The organism is Polaribacter sp. HL-MS24, from assembly GCF_032758595.1.
Lineage (GTDB): Bacteria > Bacteroidota > Bacteroidia > Flavobacteriales > Flavobacteriaceae > Polaribacter.
Window position 1 is genome coordinate 1,971,903 of sequence record NZ_CP136415.1, and the last position, 20,242, is coordinate 1,992,144.

General features: G+C 35.0%; 13 protein-coding genes and 1 pseudogene. 7 read left to right on the plus strand and 7 right to left on the minus strand.

Annotated features, from left to right (window positions below):
- Nucleotides 1-24 precede the first annotated feature (24 nt).
- From RRF69_RS09280 to RRF69_RS09290, 3 genes and pseudogenes are all read left to right on the plus strand, one after another.
- Entirely contained in the window at nucleotides 25-1,089 is a 1,065-nt protein-coding gene (locus RRF69_RS09280; protein ID WP_316939518.1) for a ketoacyl-ACP synthase III, read from the plus strand.
- Between the two features lie 189 nt (nucleotides 1,090-1,278).
- Nucleotides 1,279-2,813 (plus strand): annotated as a pseudogene (gene guaA, locus RRF69_RS09285) (glutamine-hydrolyzing GMP synthase).
- 17 nt (nucleotides 2,814-2,830) lie between these two features.
- On the plus strand, nucleotides 2,831-4,411 hold the full coding sequence (locus RRF69_RS09290; RefSeq protein ID WP_316939519.1) for a LysM peptidoglycan-binding domain-containing protein: 1,581 nt from the start codon (nucleotides 2,831-2,833) through the stop codon (nucleotides 4,409-4,411).
- A gap of 69 nt (nucleotides 4,412-4,480) precedes the next feature.
- On the opposite strand, the gene RRF69_RS09295 is transcribed toward RRF69_RS09290, so the two are convergent.
- The 5 genes from RRF69_RS09295 to tsaD all read right to left on the minus strand — a co-directional run bounded on the left by RRF69_RS09295 (nucleotide 4,481) and on the right by tsaD (nucleotide 11,209).
- The gene (locus RRF69_RS09295) at nucleotides 4,481-4,996 is read right to left on the minus strand and encodes a DUF2892 domain-containing protein (RefSeq protein ID WP_316939520.1); all 516 of its coding nucleotides are present in this window, start codon (nucleotides 4,994-4,996) and stop codon (nucleotides 4,481-4,483) included.
- Nucleotides 4,997-5,050: 54 nt separating this feature from the next.
- Nucleotides 5,051-5,755 (minus strand): cytochrome c biogenesis protein, encoded by a 705-nt coding sequence (locus RRF69_RS09300; RefSeq protein WP_316939521.1) that lies wholly within the window; start codon nucleotides 5,753-5,755, stop codon nucleotides 5,051-5,053.
- Nucleotides 5,756-6,178: 423 nt separating this feature from the next.
- Nucleotides 6,179-8,197 (minus strand): cytochrome c biogenesis protein ResB, encoded by a 2,019-nt coding sequence (locus tag RRF69_RS09305; protein WP_316939522.1) that lies wholly within the window; start codon nucleotides 8,195-8,197, stop codon nucleotides 6,179-6,181.
- 118 nt (nucleotides 8,198-8,315) lie between these two features.
- A complete protein-coding gene (locus tag RRF69_RS09310) occupies nucleotides 8,316-10,169 on the minus strand; it encodes an LTA synthase family protein (protein ID WP_316939523.1) in 1,854 nt (617 codons plus the stop codon).
- 17 nt (nucleotides 10,170-10,186) lie between these two features.
- Nucleotides 10,187-11,209, minus strand: coding sequence for a tRNA (adenosine(37)-N6)-threonylcarbamoyltransferase complex transferase subunit TsaD (gene tsaD, locus RRF69_RS09315; RefSeq protein ID WP_316939524.1), 1,023 nt, complete (start codon nucleotides 11,207-11,209; stop codon nucleotides 10,187-10,189).
- Nucleotides 11,210-11,480: 271 nt separating this feature from the next.
- On the opposite strand from tsaD, the gene RRF69_RS09320 reads away from it, so the two are divergent.
- Together RRF69_RS09320 and RRF69_RS09325 are read left to right on the plus strand one after the other, a co-directional pair.
- Entirely contained in the window at nucleotides 11,481-14,630 is a 3,150-nt protein-coding gene (locus RRF69_RS09320; protein ID WP_316939525.1) for a translocation/assembly module TamB, read from the plus strand.
- 38 nt (nucleotides 14,631-14,668) lie between these two features.
- On the plus strand, nucleotides 14,669-15,775 hold the full coding sequence (locus tag RRF69_RS09325) for a translocation/assembly module TamB domain-containing protein (RefSeq protein WP_316939526.1): 1,107 nt from the start codon (nucleotides 14,669-14,671) through the stop codon (nucleotides 15,773-15,775).
- A gap of 45 nt (nucleotides 15,776-15,820) precedes the next feature.
- Here the strand turns inward: RRF69_RS09325 and RRF69_RS09330 are convergent, their stop codons facing one another.
- Nucleotides 15,821-17,548: a sodium:solute symporter family protein gene (locus tag RRF69_RS09330; protein ID WP_316939527.1), complete on the minus strand. Its 1,728-nt coding sequence runs from the start codon at nucleotides 17,546-17,548 to the stop codon at nucleotides 15,821-15,823.
- A gap of 180 nt (nucleotides 17,549-17,728) precedes the next feature.
- Here RRF69_RS09330 and pfkA point away from each other — a divergent pair, with 180 nt between their 5' ends.
- Both pfkA and gap read left to right on the plus strand, forming a co-directional pair.
- Nucleotides 17,729-18,712, plus strand: coding sequence for a 6-phosphofructokinase (gene pfkA / locus RRF69_RS09335; RefSeq protein WP_316939528.1), 984 nt, complete (start codon nucleotides 17,729-17,731; stop codon nucleotides 18,710-18,712).
- Between the two features lie 23 nt (nucleotides 18,713-18,735).
- On the plus strand, nucleotides 18,736-19,737 hold the full coding sequence (gene gap, locus RRF69_RS09340) for a type I glyceraldehyde-3-phosphate dehydrogenase (protein ID WP_316939529.1): 1,002 nt from the start codon (nucleotides 18,736-18,738) through the stop codon (nucleotides 19,735-19,737).
- A gap of 81 nt (nucleotides 19,738-19,818) precedes the next feature.
- Here the strand turns inward: gap and RRF69_RS09345 are convergent, their stop codons facing one another.
- Entirely contained in the window at nucleotides 19,819-20,199 is a 381-nt protein-coding gene (locus RRF69_RS09345; protein WP_316939530.1) for a Rid family detoxifying hydrolase, read from the minus strand.
- Between the last annotated feature and the right edge of the window lie 43 nt (nucleotides 20,200-20,242).

A 20,242-nucleotide genomic window follows, 5' to 3' on the forward strand; every position in this document is an offset into this window, starting at 1 on the left:
TTTTGGTTAATAAATTGTATTTGCATGAATTTTTCTAAAATAACAGGAACCGGTTCTTACATTCCAACCATTAAAAAAAGAAATAGTGATTTTTTAGATACTCATTTTCTAAATCCTGATGGGAGTGATTTTTCAAATGGAAATGAGGATATTATTCAAAAGTTCAAAATGATTACAGGGATTGACGAAAGAAGGTATGCAGCCCCTGAATTTTTGACTTCAGACTTGGCGTTTTTTGCAGCTGAAAAAGCGATAGAAGATGCCCATATAGATCGAGAAGAATTGGACTATATTGTTGTGGCACATAACTTTGGAAATTTAAAAACTGGAGCCAATCAAAGTGATCTTTTGCCTAGTTTGGCAACAAGAGTCAAACATTTGTTAAAAATTGACAATCCAAATTGTGTTGCCTACGATATTCTTTTTGGTTGTCCAGGTTGGGTAGAAGGAGTGATTCAAGCACAAGCATTTATCAAAGCTGGAATTGCCAAAAAATGTTTAGTGATCGGAGCAGAAACACTTTCAAGAGTCGTTGATAAATTTGATAGAGATTCAATGATTTACAGTGACGGAGCTGGAGCTTGTATCATAGAGCTTTGTGAAAGTCAAGATTCTGGAATTTTAGGTCATGCTAGTCAAACATTTGCGAAAGATGAAGCCTATCATTTGTTTTTTGGAAATTCAAACAACAAAAAGGAAGACGAAAATGTACGCTACATCAAAATGAATGGAAGAAAAATCTACGAATTTGCATTGACAAATGTTCCCAATGCAATGAAGACTGCTCTTGATCAAAGCGGTGTTTCTATTGATGAAGTGAAAAAAGTATTCATTCATCAAGCAAATGAAAAAATGGACGAAGCAATTATCAAACGCTTTTACCGTCTCTATCAAAAACAGGTTCCAGAAAAAGTGATGCCTATGAGCATTCATACCTTAGGAAATAGTTCTGTTGCTACGGTTCCAACTTTATTAGACCTTGTGTTGAAGGGAAATATTGAGCACCAAGAAGTGCGCAAAGGAGATGTCATTATTCTTGCTTCGGTAGGTGCAGGTATGAATGTAAATGCTGTAGTGTATCGCTATTAAGTTTAAAATTGAAAGGTTGATCAGATTCTGAGAGTTGAACGATAATTCTACCTCATAAGAATTCTTTGCTCGTTTTGTCCTAAAACTTTTTCATACAAGGATTTCTTCATGACTAGATAGGAATACTATTTTATCAAAAAAAAACTATTTTCAGGACTTGAAATTTAAACTGAAATAGTATTTTTGCGCATGCAACAAAACAACGTACTCATATTAGATTTCGGATCGCAATACACACAACTAATTGCGAGACGTGTTAGAGAATTAAACATTTACTGTGAAATTCATCTTTTTAACAAACTCCCCAAAAACTTAGTAGATTTTAAAGCTGTTATTTTATCAGGAAGCCCAACTTCTGTTCGTTCAGAGCTTGCTTTGCACCCTGATTTATCAGAAATAAGAGCTAAGAAACCTGTTTTAGCGGTTTGTTATGGAGCACAATATTTAGCTCATTTCTCTGGAGGAAAGGTTGCTCCATCTAGTACCAGAGAGTATGGAAGAGCGAATTTATCTTACATAAAAAAAGACGAAACTTTTTTTGAAAATATTTCTGAAGGAAGTCAAGTTTGGATGAGTCATTCAGATACCATCAAAGAACTACCTGCCAAAGCAGTCTTATTGGCAAGTACCAAAGATGTAGAGAATGCTGCATATAAAATTGAAGGCGAAGAAACCTATGCCATTCAATTTCACCCAGAAGTATATCATTCTACAGATGGGAAACAACTTTTAGAAAATTTTCTAGTAAAAATAGCTCAGGTAGCACAAACGTGGACTCCCGATTCTTTTGTTGAAAGTACTGTAAAGTCTATTCAAGAGAAAGTTGGAAATGACAAAGTAGTTTTAGGACTTTCAGGAGGAGTAGATTCTACAGTAGCAGCCGTTTTGTTGCATAAAGCAATTGGTAAAAACCTCTATTGTATATTTGTAAATAACGGACTTTTACGTAAAAATGAGTTCGAAAGTGTTCTAGCTCAATACGAAGGGATGGGATTGAACGTTAAAGGAGTAGATGCTTCCGAACGTTTTATTTCGGCATTGGCAGGAATTATTGAACCCGAGTTGAAACGAAAAGCCATTGGAAATTCATTTATTGAAGTTTTTGATGATGAAGCACACCAAATTCAAGATGTAAAATGGTTGGCACAAGGAACGATCTATCCAGATGTAATTGAGTCGGTTTCTGTCAATGGTGGGCCTTCAGCAACCATTAAGAGTCATCACAATGTAGGGGGATTACCTGATTTTATGAAATTGAAAATTGTGGAGCCTTTGCGAATGATTTTTAAAGACGAGGTAAGAAGAGTAGGTGCCTCTATGGGCATTGATAAAGAATTGTTAGGTCGCCATCCTTTTCAGAGCCTGGATTAGGAATTCGAATACTAGGAGATATTACTCCAGAAAAAGTTCGTATTTTGCAAGAAGTTGATGCGATTTTTATCAATGGATTGAAAGAATATGGACTTTACGACAAGGTTTGGCAAGCAGGAGCAATGCTACTGCCAGTAAACTCTGTAGGAGTAATGGGAGATGAACGAACTTATGAAAAAGTAGTTGCCTTGAGAGCCGTAGAGAGTACTGATGGGATGACGGCTGATTGGGTAGACTTACCCTACGAGTTTTTGCAAAAAACCTCAAATAATATCATTAATAAAGTGAAAGGTGTTAATAGAGTTGTGTATGATATTAGCTCTAAACCACCTGCTACTATCGAATGGGAATAAAAAAAATTTTGCACACAATGAGAGAATTGAAACTTGTATTGTTTTTGTGTTTGTTGACCTTTGCGATTTCTTGTGGTCAGCAAAAGAAATACATCGAATACAAAGTTGCAAATGGGGAAACAATGCGCACCATCGCAAAAAAACTAGAGATTAAAACGAGAGATTTATTGCGTTTAAATCCTGATATTGGTCGAAGACCTAGCCCCAATACAGTTATCATTGTACCCAATAATAAATCCACCTATAAATTAAAAATACAAAAAGAAACAATTACTACATTTCCTACAGATGTTGAAAATGATACTCTTTCATCGGTAGCAATAGACGCAGAAAAGTTTCTTATGCACACGGTAAAAAAAGGAGATACGTTCTATAACCTAACCCGTTTTTACAATGTTACGCAGGAGGAATTGATTTTGTTAAATCCTGAACTTTCTGAAGGATTGAAATTATTACAGGAGATTAAAATCAAACCGATTAGAGTTGACCAGATTGAAGATAAAATTTACGAAGACGAAATACAGGAAGCAGTTTCTTTAAAAGTCGCTTTATTACTGCCTTTTATTGCATCAGAATATGATACAGTTTCTGCTGACGATATTTTTGACAATAGTAGATTGGCAAACTATGTTTCCGACTTTTATTTGGGAGCAGAATTGGCAATCGATTCGTTAAGGTCTCAAGGGATTTCAATAGACTTGAATCTCTTTGATACCGGTAGGAATAGTAGCGCTATAACAAGAATTTTAGAAGAAAATGATCTTAACGAAAATGATGTTATTATTGGCCCTCTGTATTCTGAAGAAGCAAACATCGTTGCTAAATCAATAAAAAAACCAATTATCTTTCCTGTATTCTCTAAAAATCAATCAAAGTTTATTTCGCCAGAAATTATAAAAACTGCTCCTGAAAAAAAAGTGTTTAGTGAAGCACTAGCTCATCATCTTAAAGAAGCTTACACCGAAGGTTCTCTTACGATAGTAAGTGATTACAAACCTGAATCGGATGCGCATGCTTTAAAAATTAGAGATGTGTTACAATCTTTAGATTCTGTAAAAGAAGTACATCTTTTAAAAGCGACGGAAGGATATATTGAGAAAGAACGTTTTTTAGAGGTTTTTAAGCCCTTAACCAACAATTGGGTAATCATGACTTCTTCAGATAATGTTTTGGTATCTGATGTGATTAATAGTGTGATCAGTTTGCCAGATTCGATCACTGCAAAGGTTTTTTCGATTGAAAAAGGAGCTGCCTTTGATCGAATTTCCAACAACAAACTTGCGAAGCTGGGGTTCACCTATGTGAGTGACCGTTTTGTGGATGAAAATTCACAAACTACTGCAATTTTCAACAAACAATACATCGCTAAAAATAATACATTACCTTCCTTTTACGCAACCAAAGGTTTTGATATTACCTATGATGTATTGATGCGTTTGGCTTCTGGAAATCATTTAAAAGCCACCTTTGAAAACGGGACTTCATATCGAGTTGAAAGTAAATTTAACTATAGCAAACAGCTCTTTCAGACAACTGAAAACAACGGCTTGTTTATCATCCAATACAATGAGGATTTAACACTTACGAGGTTAAAATAATGATCACACACAAATTTCAGACATAAAAAAAACCGCTCGATAGCGGTTTTTTTATGTAAAAAAGAAAACTTAAATCTTTTTCATTTGTTGTTTCATCATGGTCATTTGTTCTTTTAACATCCCATGTTTGTCTAGTTTTTTTGCTTCTGCCATCAAAAGTGTCGCTTCACGTTTACGTCTCTTTGTCATTGCAATCCCTGCCAATTGCAATTTTGCCATTGCCAAATCATGATTCATTGCCAAACCAAGTTTTACTGCTTTTCGTAAATACTTTTCAGCTTGTGTCATATTGGTTTGAGACAACATTATTCCATGCAAATAATTATAATATCCTTCTTGCTTCGTAGTCAAAGCAGCTGAGGGATTTTTAATGCGTCCCAACCATTTTTGAGCTCCAGGAAAATTTTGTTTTCGCAATTGCAGGAAAGATAACAAGATGAATTCATTTTTAAAATATAATAGAACAAAAATTCCTGCTAATAAAAGAATGGAAATTCCATTCATAATATTACCTAAACTGAATTGATAAACAGCCCAAATAGTGATGATTGCTGCAATGACGATTTTTATATTTTTATTGAACATGGCTCTTTTTTTGTGAATAGCAAAAATACATTTTTAAATGAAAAAAATGAAGACTTACTTTTTATAATATTTTTTGTACCTAAATGCTGCTGCTACAAATAGGAGTATTAAAAAACCAATATAGATATATGCCTCTCTAGGAGTTACTTGTTTGTCTCCACTAGCGTAGGAATGCAAACCAGATAAGTAAAAGTTGACTCCAAAATAGGTCATCATGATTGATAAGTAGACAAATGCCGATGCAAAATTGAACGCCAATCTACCTCTCAACCCAGGAATCAAACGCATGTGCAATACAAAAGCATAGAGCATAATTGAAATAAGTGCCCAAGTTTCTTTTGGATCCCAACCCCAATAGCGTCCCCAACTTTCATTGGCCCACATTCCCCCTAAAAAGTTTCCAATGGTTAACATTACCAAACCTACGGTCATAGACATTTCATTGATGACTGTCAATTCTTTGATGTTGATGTCCATTTTTTTCTTATTCTTCTTATTGGTAAATACAATTAAAAAGAGAGCGAATATCCCCAAGATCATCGAGAGTGAAAAAGGTCCATAGCTGGCTACAATAATTGAAACATGCACCATTAACCACCAAGAATTAAGAACTGGCTGTAAGTTGGCAATTTCTGGGTCCAACCAATTTTGATGTGCAAAAGCCAATGTGATGGCAGTTAAAAAAGTAGCAGCCGTTAACGTTAAAGAGGACTTTCTTCCTATGGTTAGTCCAAACAGCATTACTGCTATAGGCAACATAAATTATTGATTCGTAAGCATTACTCCAGGGTGCATTTCCGCTAATGAACCAACGAGATATTAAACCCATTGTATGCAAAAAGAATAGCACTCCTGTCAATCCAATTAACACTTTCACCAAAGTATTGATCCATTTTTTGGTATAAAAAATTTGTGTAATTACAAATAGGATCAGAAAAATACTTAGATACCCATAATACTTAGATAGCGTTAAAAAAGGCTGCGTCTTATTGTATAAAATTTCTAAATCGATAGTTTTCGCAGAGGGGTAGACAGCGGCTCCATATTTCTTTTGAAATGTTTTAATTCCTTCTAAAACTGTATCTGCTTGAGAATAATCCTTAGTCTTTTTAGCCTCTTGTAAAAATTGAATATAGACAGGTAAGGATTGTCTTACGAAAACAGAATCAGTGGCCTTAAAATTCACCTAGCAGTTTCTGGTTGAGAAACCCATGTGTTGTTTTCATCATTGGGGATTGGAAATATTTTTAATATTCCGCCACCGATAGCACTATATAATAAGCCAATTCTTCTGTCAATTTTGATAAGATCTTTTTGAAATTTATTTTTTACATTTTCTTTTTGAGCTTCTGCAACTTTTTCTCGTATTTTATAGACACCGGTTGGAGTAATAAAGTCCGATAATCGAGCATATTTTGTCTCTTTAGGAAGTTCTAAAATCTCTCTAATTTGTGTATTTCCTTTTTCAAGGTAAATAAAGGGAACTTCAAACCACAATCGAGGATTTTCGATAATTGATAACAAAACCTGACTGGGTTTCATATCGTTAAAACTATTCGTTTGGCTAACTTTTCTTACCAACTCTGAAGCAAAAGTATGGGCAGGTTTCATTCGCCCACCAGCATCTTGAATGATTAATTGGTTAAAAGCTTCTGCGTGTTTTTCGTCAACTAAATTCGCTTTTAAAATCGAATCAATTTGTCGATTCGAAATGGTTGTTTGTAGATGGCTGTTTTGTTGTCCAAAAGAAATTTGGCTAAACAACATCAACGCTATTGCAGCCATTGCTGATTTTTTAGCACGCATCTTTTTTAAGGATTTTTTTAAATCATCAAAACGAGTGTTTTTGGCGAAAAAGATACAAATCATTCCAAAATACAGCATCGAATATCCCAAGTAGGTCACAAAAGTTCCCCAAAAATCGTGATTTACTGAAAGGCGAGTTTGTTCGACTTCTCCCGATAAATCATAACTCGCCTGAAAGAATTTATACCCTCTGTAATCTAGAATATGATTCATGTAAATCCGGTAATCAAAAGTCTCACTAGGATCAATTAAGGTGATCTCACTGGCATACGAAGCTGCACTTTCTGAACTAGGATATTTTTCCAGCTGAAAATCATTCAGCTTGATCTGAAATGGAAGTTTTAATACTCTGGAACCGTATAAGATCCTAAAGTTTAGATTGTCCACTGTAATTTCTTTTGCACCTTCTGAATTGTATTTTCCTCCTGTTAATTCTATTCTTTCTGTAACTCCATTTGTTGTGATGTCAAAGACAACAACATCTAATTTTTTATCATCTTTAGGTCCACTTACCATTTTTAGGGTTCCTTTTTCTGCTGGCCTAGGAATGACAAACTGAAGTCCAGAAACATTGTGTAGGGTTAGGTATTGGAAATTCTGAACAGAATCTCTGTTGATAGTTCCTCTTTTCTGATCTGCCATACGAAACCAGTCTCCCTCTTCTTTTGCAACCATTTTTAAGTTTCCATCTTCTTTGAAGAAACTAACTGTTGCATTGTTATTCGGAGCATTGAAGCCTACCAGAATTCCGTGAATATTTTGGATAGTACCGCTTTTTATATAGTGTTCATGGCGGGTACCTTCAGAAGATTCGACAAAGAAAAGATGTTCTTCTCCATTTTCATCTTCAACCAATTTTTTTTCTGCCCACGGGATATAATCAACCAAGTCAAAGCTTACCTTTTGTTGCTGATCACTATTCTTTCCAAAGGAAGTTTCAAAGTGAACGTCATTTTCTCCCCAAGCAGAGAGCAAAAGTTTTTTGTGAATTTTTGGGGCCTGATCTTTATTGTCATCCATGACAATATTCAAATAAGTTGTTTCAGATAAAAATAAATCAGTAGTTTCCCCTTCATCAATTGGCATCACGCCTTCATAACCTACATACCGGGTAATTCCTGCACCAATTAAAATGAATAGAAAAGCCATATGAAATAACAGCACCGGCCATTTTTCTTTTCGAAGTAAACGGTATCTGAAAATATTTCCAAAAAAGTTGATGATGAAGAAAACCATGATCAACTCAAACCACCAAGCATTGTAGACAAGAGCTTTTGAAGTCTGTGTTCCGAAGTCATTTTCTATAAAAGTAGCAACCCCCATAGCAGTTGCATACAAAACGAATAAAAAAGCGGTTAAGCGGGTAGAATATAATAGATTGATAATTTTTTTCATCGGAATTGATGCTTTTTTTAGTTTCGCAAATTTAAGGATAAAACGCTTAAAAAGGGAATTCCTTTTCTTGTTTTTTAGTATTTAGAACTTTTAAAAAGAGTCGGTTTATAAAACTTTTTTAACGTTCAATAAAGTCCTGATAGGCTTGTTGTGTTATTGCTTTCCCTAAGGAGTCCAATGCTGTGTTTGAAGCGCCTGAAGATAGGATTGCTTTATTGCTTACAAAATCATAAACCACAACACCGTTTTTATCTAAAGTTCCAAATCCATTGTTAAAAATATAATGGGCATATTGATGCTCATCGTCAGTCAAAATACTCTTTCCCCATTCAAAAGCACTATTGTCAATCTCCAGCAATTCGAGGATTGTATAGGGAAAATCGACTTGCGATGCAATCGTATTTACAGTAATGTTGGTTTGCTGCAATGCACCTCCTAACCATAGCATCGGAATTTTAAATTTTTTAGGAGAGTTAAAAATACCCTCGTGTTTTGGTGAACGATGTCCGTGATCTGCCATGATCACTATTAATGTGTTGTTCCACCACTCTTGTTTTTTAGCATTTTTGATAAACTCTCCAATCGCTTTGTCCGTATAGGCGTGGGAACTTCTAAATTTATTTTCTTCAGTATCTTTACCAAATTTATACCTGTCTGGAAATTCAAAAGGTTCATGACTACTTAGTGTAAGCGCGAGTTTAAAGAAGGGTTCTTCTTGCTTTTGACTTAAATCATCACTTAATTTATTCATAAACACATGATCGTGAGCACCCCATTTTGAGTTCCAGTCTTTTTGATCAAACGAATCACCATCAACAAAATGGGTAACCCCTGCGTTTCTTAAATAGGTGTTCATATTCCCGAAATTCAGATCGCCTCCATAATAAAATGAAGTGTGATAGCCAGCATCAATCATGCTTTGGGTGAGCATGGGCAAGCTTCTATTTTTATTGGGAATTTTAATAATGCTCTTGTTGGTTTGTGGATAATACCCGCTTAAAATTGCGATCAATCCTTTGTCTGTTCGATCTCCATTTGCATAGAAGTTGGTAAACAAAATCCCTTCTTTAGAGAGTCGATTGAAGTTTTCTGTTACATTGGGTTCGCCACCAGTAACTGCTACTAATTTTGCCGTCAGTCCTTCCCAGATAATTAAAATTACATTGGGTCTTTTGGTGTTTAAAATTGAATCTTTTGTCGCTTTTAAACTATTTTTTCTCCTTGTAAGGATGATTTTATCGGCAATACTCGATTCAAATTTTTGATAGGGATTTTCAGTAGAAACCTTACTGTAGATAGAGTGGGTAAAGTTCCACATAAAGTTGACGGCTGCATGGTTTCCAAACATGTTCTTAGAGAAATACACATTACTTTGATTGATAGGAATCACTTGTAATCCCCCTCGAATTGGAATGATTAGTGTGGCTATTACTATGAAAAGAAAAGGGATAGCGAGGAGCGTTCCTCTTTCTAGTTTTTGAAATTGGGTGTTGATGGTTTTTTGAAAGCAGCGAATAAATATAAAGGAAAAAACAACCCACAGCAAACTACCAAAAAGCAGTTGAAAAGTAGAAGCACTTGCCCACATGAGCTCTGGGGTGTTTAAATAATTGAGCAAGGTTGCGTCGACTCGTATTCCCCAAGATTGATAGAGTGATGCATCGATCATTAGTATCAAATTCATCACGATTATTGCGATATAACTACTTACTTTCAATAGGAATGCACTTATTTTTTTAGAAACTAAAAGAGTGGAGGTAATTAAAAGAAAAGGGATGATCGAAAGATAGGCTGAAAAAGAAGCATCTAAACGAAAGCCGTACAGAAATGTTTTTAAAGTATCGATAATGCCTAATTGGGCGGTATCTGGATAATGAAAAAGTAAAAAAAGATTCCGAGCAAAGAAAAAATAGGCAATCCACAATAAATAATACTGAACGAAAAATTGAATCCTATTTTTGAAAGCTGTCATTTGAAGCGTATAAATAATTATTCGGTAACTTTTAACCGAGCTTTTGCACTGATGGTCTGATCTGCATAGCTTCCGTTTAAATATTTTAAATATCCTGTAATGGCAATCATTGCTGCGTTGTCTGTGGTGTATTCAAATTTTGGAATGTAGGTTGTCCAACCAAAATGTTGTTGGGCTGTTACTAATCGTTTTCGGATTTCTGAATTTGCAGAAACTCCTCCAGCTATTGCAATGTGTTTGATCCCCGTTTGACTTACAGTATTTTTAAGTTTGTCCATTAAAATTTCAACAATCGTATTTTGGATAGACGCGCAAATGTCATTTAAATTTTCTTTGATAAAATGGGGGTTGAGTCGTTGTTTTTTTTGAATGAAATATAAAATACCTGTTTTTAAACCACTAAAACTAAAGTCTAAATCCCCTACTTTGGGTTTGGTAAAAGAATATGCTTTCGGGTTTCCTAATTGAGCGTGTTTGTCTATTAAGGGGCCTCCAGGATAAGGGAGTCCTAATATTTTTGCTGATTTATCAAAAGCTTCTCCTACGGCATCATCAATAGTTTCGCCTAAAATTTCCATATCAAAATGATCGCTTACTTTTACAATCTGTGTATGCCCACCACTGATGGTTAAACAAATAAAAGGGAAGGGAGGAATTGTGCTTCCTTCTTCCAAAATAAAATGCGCCAAAATATGTGCTTGCATATGATTGACGTCAATCAATGGAATTGCCAAGCCCAAGGCTAAAGATTTTGCAAATGAAGTACCCACCAACAAAGACCCCATCAAACCAGGGCCACGTGTAAAAGCAATGGCAGAAAGATCTTCTTTTCGAATGTTTGCCTTTTCCAACGCTTGTTGGACAACGGGGACAATATTTTGCTGATGTGCTCTAGAAGCTAATTCTGGAATAACTCCCCCGTATTTTGAGTGTACCTCCTGATTTGCAATTACATTGCTCAGTACTTTACCATTACAAATAACAGCAGCACTTGTATCATCACAAGAAGACTCGATCCCTAAAATGTATGTTTTTTGCATTCAATGTTGTTGAATGACAAAATTAATCATAATTTTTTACGATGTAAGCGTTTTTTAAGAATAGAAATTTAATAGTTTGTTATATTTGGGCGTTCTTTGTGAAGGCTGGCAGTGTTTTTGAAAGATTGTTCAGGTTTCCCATCACTTAATACAATTGGTTATCAGAAAAATTGGAAAAATACTGCTAAAATGGATAAAGTACTTGGTGCTTTTTCTATTGTTGTTGGCTTTTTTGTTGTCTACATCTTTTGTTCAGACCAAATTAGCGAACATGGCTACCCATAAAATCAATACGGAGTACGGTACTGATTTATTGATAAAAAAAGTCGATTTATCTTTTTTGGGAAGTGTTCAATTGAGAGGGATCGAAATCAGAGACCATCACAAAGACACTCTTATTTTTGTAAATAGATTATCGACCTCACTCCTCAATGCCAAAAAAATACTTGATGGCGACGTAAAATTGAAAAACATCCGTTTGGAGGATGCTCATTTTTATATGAAAACTTACAAAAATGAACAGGAAGACAATCTTACAATTTTTATAGATCGCTTTGGTGAATCGTCGAAAGATTCTTTAAAACCTCCTTTTGTATTAGAAACGTCCAAAATAGCTGTCAGCAATTTAAATTACCAGCTGATCAACGAAAATGATCAACAAAAAATTAAGTACCAAGCTTTCAATATTAGTGGGGTTTTACAGGATTTCTCTATTGTTGGTCCCGAAGTGAAATCCGAAATTCGCGGTCTATCTTTTATCGATTCGAGTGGTTTGGGAATTACAAGTTTCAGTACTGATTTTGAATATACTCTCAGTGCAATGCACTTTCAAAATACTAGTTTAAAGACGCTGAATTCTTCTATCGATGGAGATGTTCTTTTTACATACAAGAGAGCCGATTTAGCCGATTTTAATAATAAAGTAAAGGTAAAGGCAGCTTTCAGAAAAAGCACTTTTTCTATTCGTGATTTTAAAAAACTATATAGTGAGCTGAGTGGGAACGATCTGCTCATTTTTACGGCGAACGCTAGCGGAACACTGAATAATTTGAAGATTCAAAATTTAGAACTTACATCCAAGAAGGGAGTCGAAATTTTTGGAGATCTTTCATTCAAACACTTTGTCAATTTTGACAGTGGTTTTACTTTTAAAGCAGATCTAAGCAAACTCTCTGCCACCTATTCCGATCTTAAAAGTATTCTTCCCAATATTTTAGGAAATACGATGCCATCAGAGTTTTCTCGTTTTGGGAGATTTAGTTTAAACGGATTGATTAAGGTTACTCCAGAGCAAGTCAACGCAAATGTGAAGATAGCTTCTGATATAGGAAGTGTAGTTTCGAATTTAACGATTGCCAATATTGACAATATTGACTTCGCAACCTATAAAGGAGATATTGGTTTGGTAAATTTTGACATTGGAGCCTTTTTCAACAATCCTCTTTTTCATCAGTTGTCTTTAAAAGGGGCTGTCAATGGAAGTGGATTTAAATTGGAAAACATCAATACCTCTTTTAAAGGAGTTGTTTCTAAATTTGATTTTAAAGACTATGCCTATCATCATATCAATGCAAATGGTCAGTATCAAAACAACAAGTTTGATGGCGAATTATCTGTTGACGATGAGAATCTTAAAATGAATTTTAAAGGTTTGGCTGACCTGTCTTCAGCAATTCATAAATTTGATTTTGATGCAGACATTTCTTTATTGAACCTCCAAAAAACAAATCTTTTTACAAGAGACTCTATAGCCCTTTTAAAAGGTAAAATTGTCATAGATGTTGAAGGAAATTCTTTTGAAAATATTGTAGGAAATGCATTTTTTAAAGATGTTTTTTACACGAATCAAGAGGAAGAATTTACGTTTAAAGAATTTAAAGTTTCTTCATCTGTCATTGAAGATATCAAACGAATTGAAGTTGAATCAAAAGACATTGCTAATGGATACTTGTCGGGTAAATTTACTTTTTCAGAATTGCTTCCTGTAGCCCAAAATGCCCTAGGAAGCATTTATACGAATTACCAACCCTATCAAGTTGCCGAGAATCAATTTATTGATTTTAATTTTACGGTTTACAATCAAATTGTACACGTGTTTTTTCCTGAAATTTATATTGATGATCAAACAAAGATCAAAGGGAAAATTGTGGCTGACAAAAACCAATTAAAACTCAACATCACTTCTCCAAGAATTGAAGCGTATGGAAATGAAGTTAAAGATGTCCGATTGCTAACCGACAACCAGAATACATTGTATAACACCAGTTTAACAGCCTCAAAACTGAATACCAAATACTATAGTCTTTCTAAATTGAATCTTTTAAACAGAACTGAAAATGACACTTTATATTTCAAATCCGTTTTTGATGGAGGAAAATTAAGTAAGGAAGCATTCAATGTCGATTTTTATTATACGATCAATCCAGAAGGAAAATCGGTGCTAGCTTTCCAAGAATCGACTTTCAATATCAAGGATAATGTTTGGAAGATTCATCCGAATAAGACATTTACAGATAAAATAATCTTTGACTTAAAAGCCGGTGAATTCGATTTCAGTGAGTTTCAAATTAATTCTGAGGAGCAACAAATTACGTTTACAGGAAGTTTAAAAGGCAATACGGAAAAGGCATTAAGAGCAGATTTTTCCCAAGTAAAATTAGAAAGTTTCTTGCCACAAATTGACAGTTTGGATTTAAAAGGAGTGTTTTCTGGAAATGTAGATTTTTTGCAGCAAAAAGGTGTTTACAGTCCTGTAGCTAGTATTCTAATTCAAGATTTTGAAATTAACAATGTCCTACAAGGTGATTTGGCATTGAATATTATTGGAGATAACTCCTATGAGAAATACAATGTAGACTTGTCTCTCAATAGCGAGAAAGTAAAAAGTATCGCAGCTAGTGGATCGTTAGATTTCTCTTCTACTCGTCCTTTAATTGAGTTGAACGTTTTTTTAGAAGATTTTCATCTCAATGCATTCAGCCCACTGGGCAAGGACGTTTTATCTTCCCTACGAGGAACGGCTAGTGGAGCTATCAAAGTAACAGGTTTTTTAGGAAACCCAGACATGCAAGGGATTTTGAGATTAAAAAAAGCAGGAATGCTTTTTCCGTATTTAAACGTTGATTATAATTTTGATGGGGAGTCTGTAGTTATTTTAGATGGGCAATCCTTTTTCTTTGACAAAATTAATTTGTTGGACAAAAAATTCAATACCAAGGGTGTTTTAGATGGGCGAATTTCTCATCTTAATTTTGAACTGTGGGAATTGGAATTGAATATTGATACCGATAATCTTTTAATTCTAGATACTCAAAATACCGATGATGCTCTGTACTATGGTACTGGATTTTTTAAAGGTTCTACAAGTATTACAGGACTGACAGATCAATTGACCATCGATGTAAATGGAAGTACACAGTAGGAACTGTTTTCGTAGTTCCCTTAAAGGATGTGGAAACTGTGAATAGTTATAAATTAATTCATTTCAAATCAGACACACTCAAATTTGCAGATCGACAAAAAGAATTGGTGCGAGACGCTTTGAAAGGACTCTCTTTAAATATGAACCTCGATGTTACCAAAGACGCAAAAATGCAAGTCGTAATTGATGAAGTATATGGAAGTCAGTTAACAGGTTTTGGTTCTGGAACCATTGATATTCAAATCAATACCAGAGGAAAGTTCAATATTTTTGGTGATTATACGATTGATAATGGAGTCTATGACTTTAAATATGGAGGTTTTGTCAATAGGCCTTTTGCCATTCAAAAAGGGGGAACGATTTCTTGGAATGGAAATCCTACTGACGCCAATTTAAATGTTGCAGCTGTATACAAAGCCAGAGCAAATCCGTCGATTTTATTACAGAACTTTAATTCCAGTAGAAATATTGAAGTTGATTTGGTAACTAAAATTACCGGTGGATTGTTCAATTCCCAACAAGAATTGGATATCGAATTGACAAATGTAGATCCTTCTATTGCAACAGAATTGGAGTTTATTTTAAATGACAATAACGTCAATGAAAAAACGACACAATTCATTTCCTTACTTACACTAGGGAGTTTTGTAAATCCAGATAAATTAAATTTTGATAGCACCTCTGCTATTACGAGTACCGCATCAAGTGCTGTTGCTGCCGCTTTCTCTAGTTTAATGAATAGTCCCGATAGCAAGTTGACTTTTGGAGTAGATTATGTGCAAGGAGTGGATAATAGTGATACAGACCGTCTTAATATTGACAACCAAGTAGATGTTTCTGTGAGTGCAAATGTAAACGACAGAGTTATTATCAACGGAAAAGTAGGAGTCCCTGTGGGGGCAAAAACCCAATCAAGTGTTATTGGAGAAGTAAAAATAGAAGTCTTGTTGAATAAGGGAGGCAACTTTAGAGGTGTCATTTTTAATCGACAGAATGAGATTCAATACTCAACAGAAGAAGAAGGCTATACACAAGGAGTAGGGCTCTCTTATCAAGTAAATTTCAATAACTTTTCTAGTTTTCTCAAAAAAGTCGGTTTAAAGAAAGCGTTTCAACCACAACCAGATCGTATTGTAAAAGAATAGCACCTTTCTAAAGAAAGAGATTTCGAGGATACCACAAATTAAAAGTTAGACTATTTTTCTCCAAATTTTTATCAGTATACAGACACAAATTAGCGAGAGAATAGAGAGGGTTGTTGCGATTAATTGTTCTCCATAAATCCAGTTTCCTGTTGCAAATAAAAAGGCATATACTCCAACAACTCCTGTACAAAAGGCAACAATTTTAATTCCAATATTTTTGAATTTATCTTCACCATCAAACACCAATTTTTCAAAATTCTCGATGGTTTCTTCCGAAGAGGGCTTTGTCAATAGTGTAACAGAAACCCAACCGATTGTTGTAATTAAGACTCCAATAATTAATTGCCAATAGCTGGCAATTTCAATCCAAGGGACTTCTTTTTTTCCATTGATAAAAAAGAAAATGGCAACGACAAAAGAAATCGCCATGGCAGCAATTTCACTGTAAGGGTTGATTCTATGCCAGAACCATCGCAGAATAAATAACAATCCAGTTCCAGCTCCAATCTGCAACAGCAAATCAAAAACATCTTTTGCTGACTGGAGGTAAAAAGAAAAAGTTGCAGCACTTATCATTAGAGCAACTGTAGTAATTTTACCCACCACTACTTTTTGTTGTTCAGAGGCTTCCCTGTTGATGAAACGTCCGTATAAATCATTGACAACATAGGAACTTCCCCAGTTGAGTTGTGTAGAGATGGTACTCATAAAAGCAGCGATTAGTGAGGTTAAAACAATGCCAATTAATCCTGCTGGTAAATAGGTAATCATTGCTGCATAGGCAACATCGTGTCCTTGCATTTCTGGGGGCAGATTTGGAAAGGCTGCATTGATATCTGCTAGAGTTGGAAAAATTACTAAAGAAGCCAATCCTACTAAAATCCATGGCCAAGGTCGCAAAGCATAATGTGCAAAGTTAAAAAATAGCGTGGCCCAGGTGGCATTTTTCTCGTCTTTTGCAGCCAACATTCTTTGTGCGATATAGCCGCCTCCACCGGGTTCAGCACCAGGATACCAAGTACTCCACCATTGCACTGCTATCGGAATTATAAATAAGGTAACCAAGGCTTCAGTATCTGAAAAATCAGGCAACAGGTCCAATTGTCCACTTACATTCTCGTGAGACAATAAAGTTGTCAATCCTCCAATTTCAGGCAAGTCTAAAATATAAATAGTTGCCCAAATTGAACCAATCATGGCAATGATAAATTGTACAAAATCGGTAATTAAAACGCCTTTAAGTCCTCCTAAAGACGAATAGATTACCACAACGATTGATGAGTAGACTAACATTTCTCCTTGGTCAATTCCCAATAGGATATTGGCGATTTTTGATCCAGCCAAACAAACGCTTGCCATGGTTACCACATTAAAAATAACTCCTAAATAGATAGCTCTAAAGCCTCTTAGAAAACCAGCCATTTTTCCTGAGTACCGAATTTCATAGAACTCTAGATCAGTTGTAATTCCAGATTTCCGCCACAATTTTGCATAAAAAATTACGGTTAGCATTCCTGTTAGTAAGAATGCCCACCATACCCAATTCCCAGAAACCCCTTCTTTACGAACCAATTCGGTTACTAATCCTAGCGTATCTGCAGCAAAAGTGGTAGCTACCATAGAGACTCCTAGCAGCCACCATGGCATATTTCTTCCAGAAAGAAAATACTCTGAAGTATTTTTTCCAGCCTTTTTTGAGACCCAAAGACCAATGCTAAGCGATAGAATAAAAAAACCGATAATGATCCCATAATCAAGATTCGACAAATTCATGCGTATATTTGTTTTTGTTTGACGAAAATAGTCAATCCATTTGAATAGACTGTAGCTTGAAATAAAAACATGAAATTCAGATATAAAATTCAGAAAAAAAACAGTGCTTAATTCGAAAACGATTTCGTCATTTTTTTATAAAAAAACCTTTAAATTCAGTACTTTTGTAATGTAAAAAATATGGAGAAAATAAAAAAAATTGGAGTAATGACTTCTGGTGGAGATGCTCCTGGGATGAATGCAGCAATTAGAGCGGTGGTTCGAACTTGCGCTTATCACAACATAGATTGTGTTGGGATCTATCGAGGATATGAAGGAATGATGCAAGGTGATTTTATTGACCTAAATGCACGTAGTGTAAAAGGGATTATCAATAAAGGAGGTACTTTCCTAAAATCGGCAAGATCGATTGAGTTCCGAACCAAAGAAGGTAGACAAAAAGCATACAATGCTTTAAGAGCAGCAAATATTGATGCTTTGGTTACCATTGGTGGAGATGGAACTTTTACAGGTGCAATGATTTTTAATCAAGAATTTGACTTTCCCGTAATTGGAATTCCAGGGACTATCGACAATGATATTTTTGGAACTTCACATACTTTAGGATATGATACAGCATTGAATACTGTTGTAGAGGTAATCGATAAAATTAGAGATACTGCGAGTTCACACAACAGATTGTTCTTTGTGGAAGTGATGGGAAGAGATGTTGGGCATATAGCTCTAAACGTTGGAGTAGGAGCAGGAGCTGAAGAGATTTTAATTCCCGAAGAAGATTTAGGCCTTGATCGATTGTTAGAATCTTTGGTAAGAAGTAAAGAATCTGGTAAATCTTCAAGTATCGTAGTAGTTGCTGAAGGAGATAAAATTGGAAAAAGCGTTTTCGAATTAAAAGATTATGTCGAAGAGCACATGCCAGAATATGATGTTCGTGTATCGGTTTTAGGGCACATGCAAAGAGGAGGTTCTCCTTCATGCTTTGACAGAGTATTGGCGAGTAGAATGGGTGTAAAAGCAGTTGAAAGTTTATTGGATGGAAAATCGAACTATATGGTTGGTTTGTTGTGTGATAAAATTGCATTAACTCCATTGGATAGAGCCATTAAAGGACAATCAAAGATAAATAAAGAATTAATTCGTGTGTCAGATATTATGACCACATAATAACAATTACAAATAAATAGATTATGATTAAAATTGGAATAAACGGATTTGGAAGAATTGGAAGGTTAGCTTTTCGTTCAGCAGTAAAAAGAGAAAATGTACAAGTTGTAGCAATCAACGATTTATTAGAAGTTGACTATTTAGCATACATGTTAAAATACGATTCTGTTCACGGTGCATTTGATGGAACTGTTGAAGTAAAAAATGGAATGTTAGTTGTTAACGGAAATGAAATTAGAATTACAGCAGAAAGAGATCCGGCAAACTTAAAGTGGGATGAAGTTGGTGCAGAATACGTAATTGAATCTACAGGATTTTTCTTAACTGAGGAAACTGCTGGAAAACACTTAGTAGCAGGTGCAAAAAAAGTTGTTTTATCGGCTCCTTCTAAAGATCATACGCCAATGTTTGTAATGGGTGTAAACAATACAGAATTAAAAGCAGATCAAAAGATTTTTTCGAATGCATCTTGTACTACCAACTGTCTAGCTCCAATCACAAAGGTTTTGAATGACAATTTTGGTATTGTTGAAGGTTTAATGACTACAGTACATGCAGCTACGGCAACCCAAAAAACTGTTGATGGTCCTTCTATGAAAGACTGGAGAGGTGGACGTTCTGCAATTCACAACATCATTCCTTCTTCTACAGGTGCTGCAAAAGCAGTAGGAAAGGTAATTCCTGCAATGGACGGGAAATTAACTGGAATGGCTTTTAGAGTTCCAACAATGGATGTTTCTGTTGTAGATTTAACGGTAAAGTTAGAAAAAGCGGCTAGCTACAAAGAAATTTGTGCTGCCATGAAAGCTGCTTCTGAAAGTGGACCGATGAAAGGTGTTTTAGGGTATACTGAAGACTTAATCGTTTCTCAAGATTTCGTTGGAGATACGCGTACATCAATTTTTGATGCAAATGCTGGAATCGCTTTAAACGACAATTTCGTAAAAGTTGTTTCTTGGTACGATAATGAAATGGGATACTCTACAAAAATTGTAGATTTAATTGAATATGCTGCAACTTTATAGTTGTTAAAAAATACATTGAAAATAAAAACCTGATAGATTCATTTCTATCAGGTTTTTTTATTTTTCAAGAGTTTCTAATAATTATTTTACGGCAATCATGCTAATTTCAACATTGACAAATTTTGGTAAGTTAGCAACTTCTACAGTTTCTCTTGCGGGTGCAGTTGCTTCGTTAAAATAAGTGCCATAAACAGCATTGATTTCGCCAAAATTATGCATATCAGAAATAAATATAGATGTTTTAATGACGTTTTCAAAGGTCATTTCTGCAGCTTCTAAAACAGCTTTCATATTTTCCATTACCTGTTTGGTTTCTGCCTTGATGTTTTCGAGGACCAATGCTCCTGTTGAAGGGTCTATGGCAATCTGTCCTGAAGTGTATAAAGTGTTTCCGCTTAATACAGCTTGATTATATGGACCTATAGGTGCAGGTGCTTTTGAAGTTGTAATAATTTTTTTCATAAGTGTATGAGTTTCTAAAGTGTAAAGATTTATAAAAATTAAA

Bases quoted from the DNA above. Each gene is read 5' to 3' on its own strand.
- RRF69_RS09295 (WP_316939520.1), bottom strand. From the start codon at position 4,996: ATGTTCAATAAAAATATAAAAATCGTCATTGCAGCAATCATCACTATT.
- RRF69_RS09345 (WP_316939530.1), bottom strand. From the start codon at position 20,199: ATGAAAAAAATTATTACAACTTCAAAAGCACCTGCACCTATAGGTCCA.
- RRF69_RS09320 (WP_316939525.1), top strand. From the start codon at position 11,481: ATGGCTACCCATAAAATCAATACGGAGTACGGTACTGATTTATTGATA.
- gap (WP_316939529.1), top strand. From the start codon at position 18,736: ATGATTAAAATTGGAATAAACGGATTTGGAAGAATTGGAAGGTTAGCT.
- RRF69_RS09300 (WP_316939521.1), bottom strand. From the start codon at position 5,755: ATGTTGCCTATAGCAGTAATGCTGTTTGGACTAACCATAGGAAGAAAG.
- RRF69_RS09310 (WP_316939523.1), bottom strand. From the start codon at position 10,169: ATGACAGCTTTCAAAAATAGGATTCAATTTTTCGTTCAGTATTATTTA.
- RRF69_RS09290 (WP_316939519.1), top strand. From the start codon at position 2,831: ATGAGAGAATTGAAACTTGTATTGTTTTTGTGTTTGTTGACCTTTGCG.
- pfkA (WP_316939528.1), top strand. From the start codon at position 17,729: ATGGAGAAAATAAAAAAAATTGGAGTAATGACTTCTGGTGGAGATGCT.
- RRF69_RS09330 (WP_316939527.1), bottom strand. From the start codon at position 17,548: ATGAATTTGTCGAATCTTGATTATGGGATCATTATCGGTTTTTTTATT.
- RRF69_RS09305 (WP_316939522.1), bottom strand. From the start codon at position 8,197: ATGAAAAAAATTATCAATCTATTATATTCTACCCGCTTAACCGCTTTT.
- RRF69_RS09280 (WP_316939518.1), top strand. From the start codon at position 25: ATGAATTTTTCTAAAATAACAGGAACCGGTTCTTACATTCCAACCATT.
- tsaD (WP_316939524.1), bottom strand. From the start codon at position 11,209: ATGCAAAAAACATACATTTTAGGGATCGAGTCTTCTTGTGATGATACA.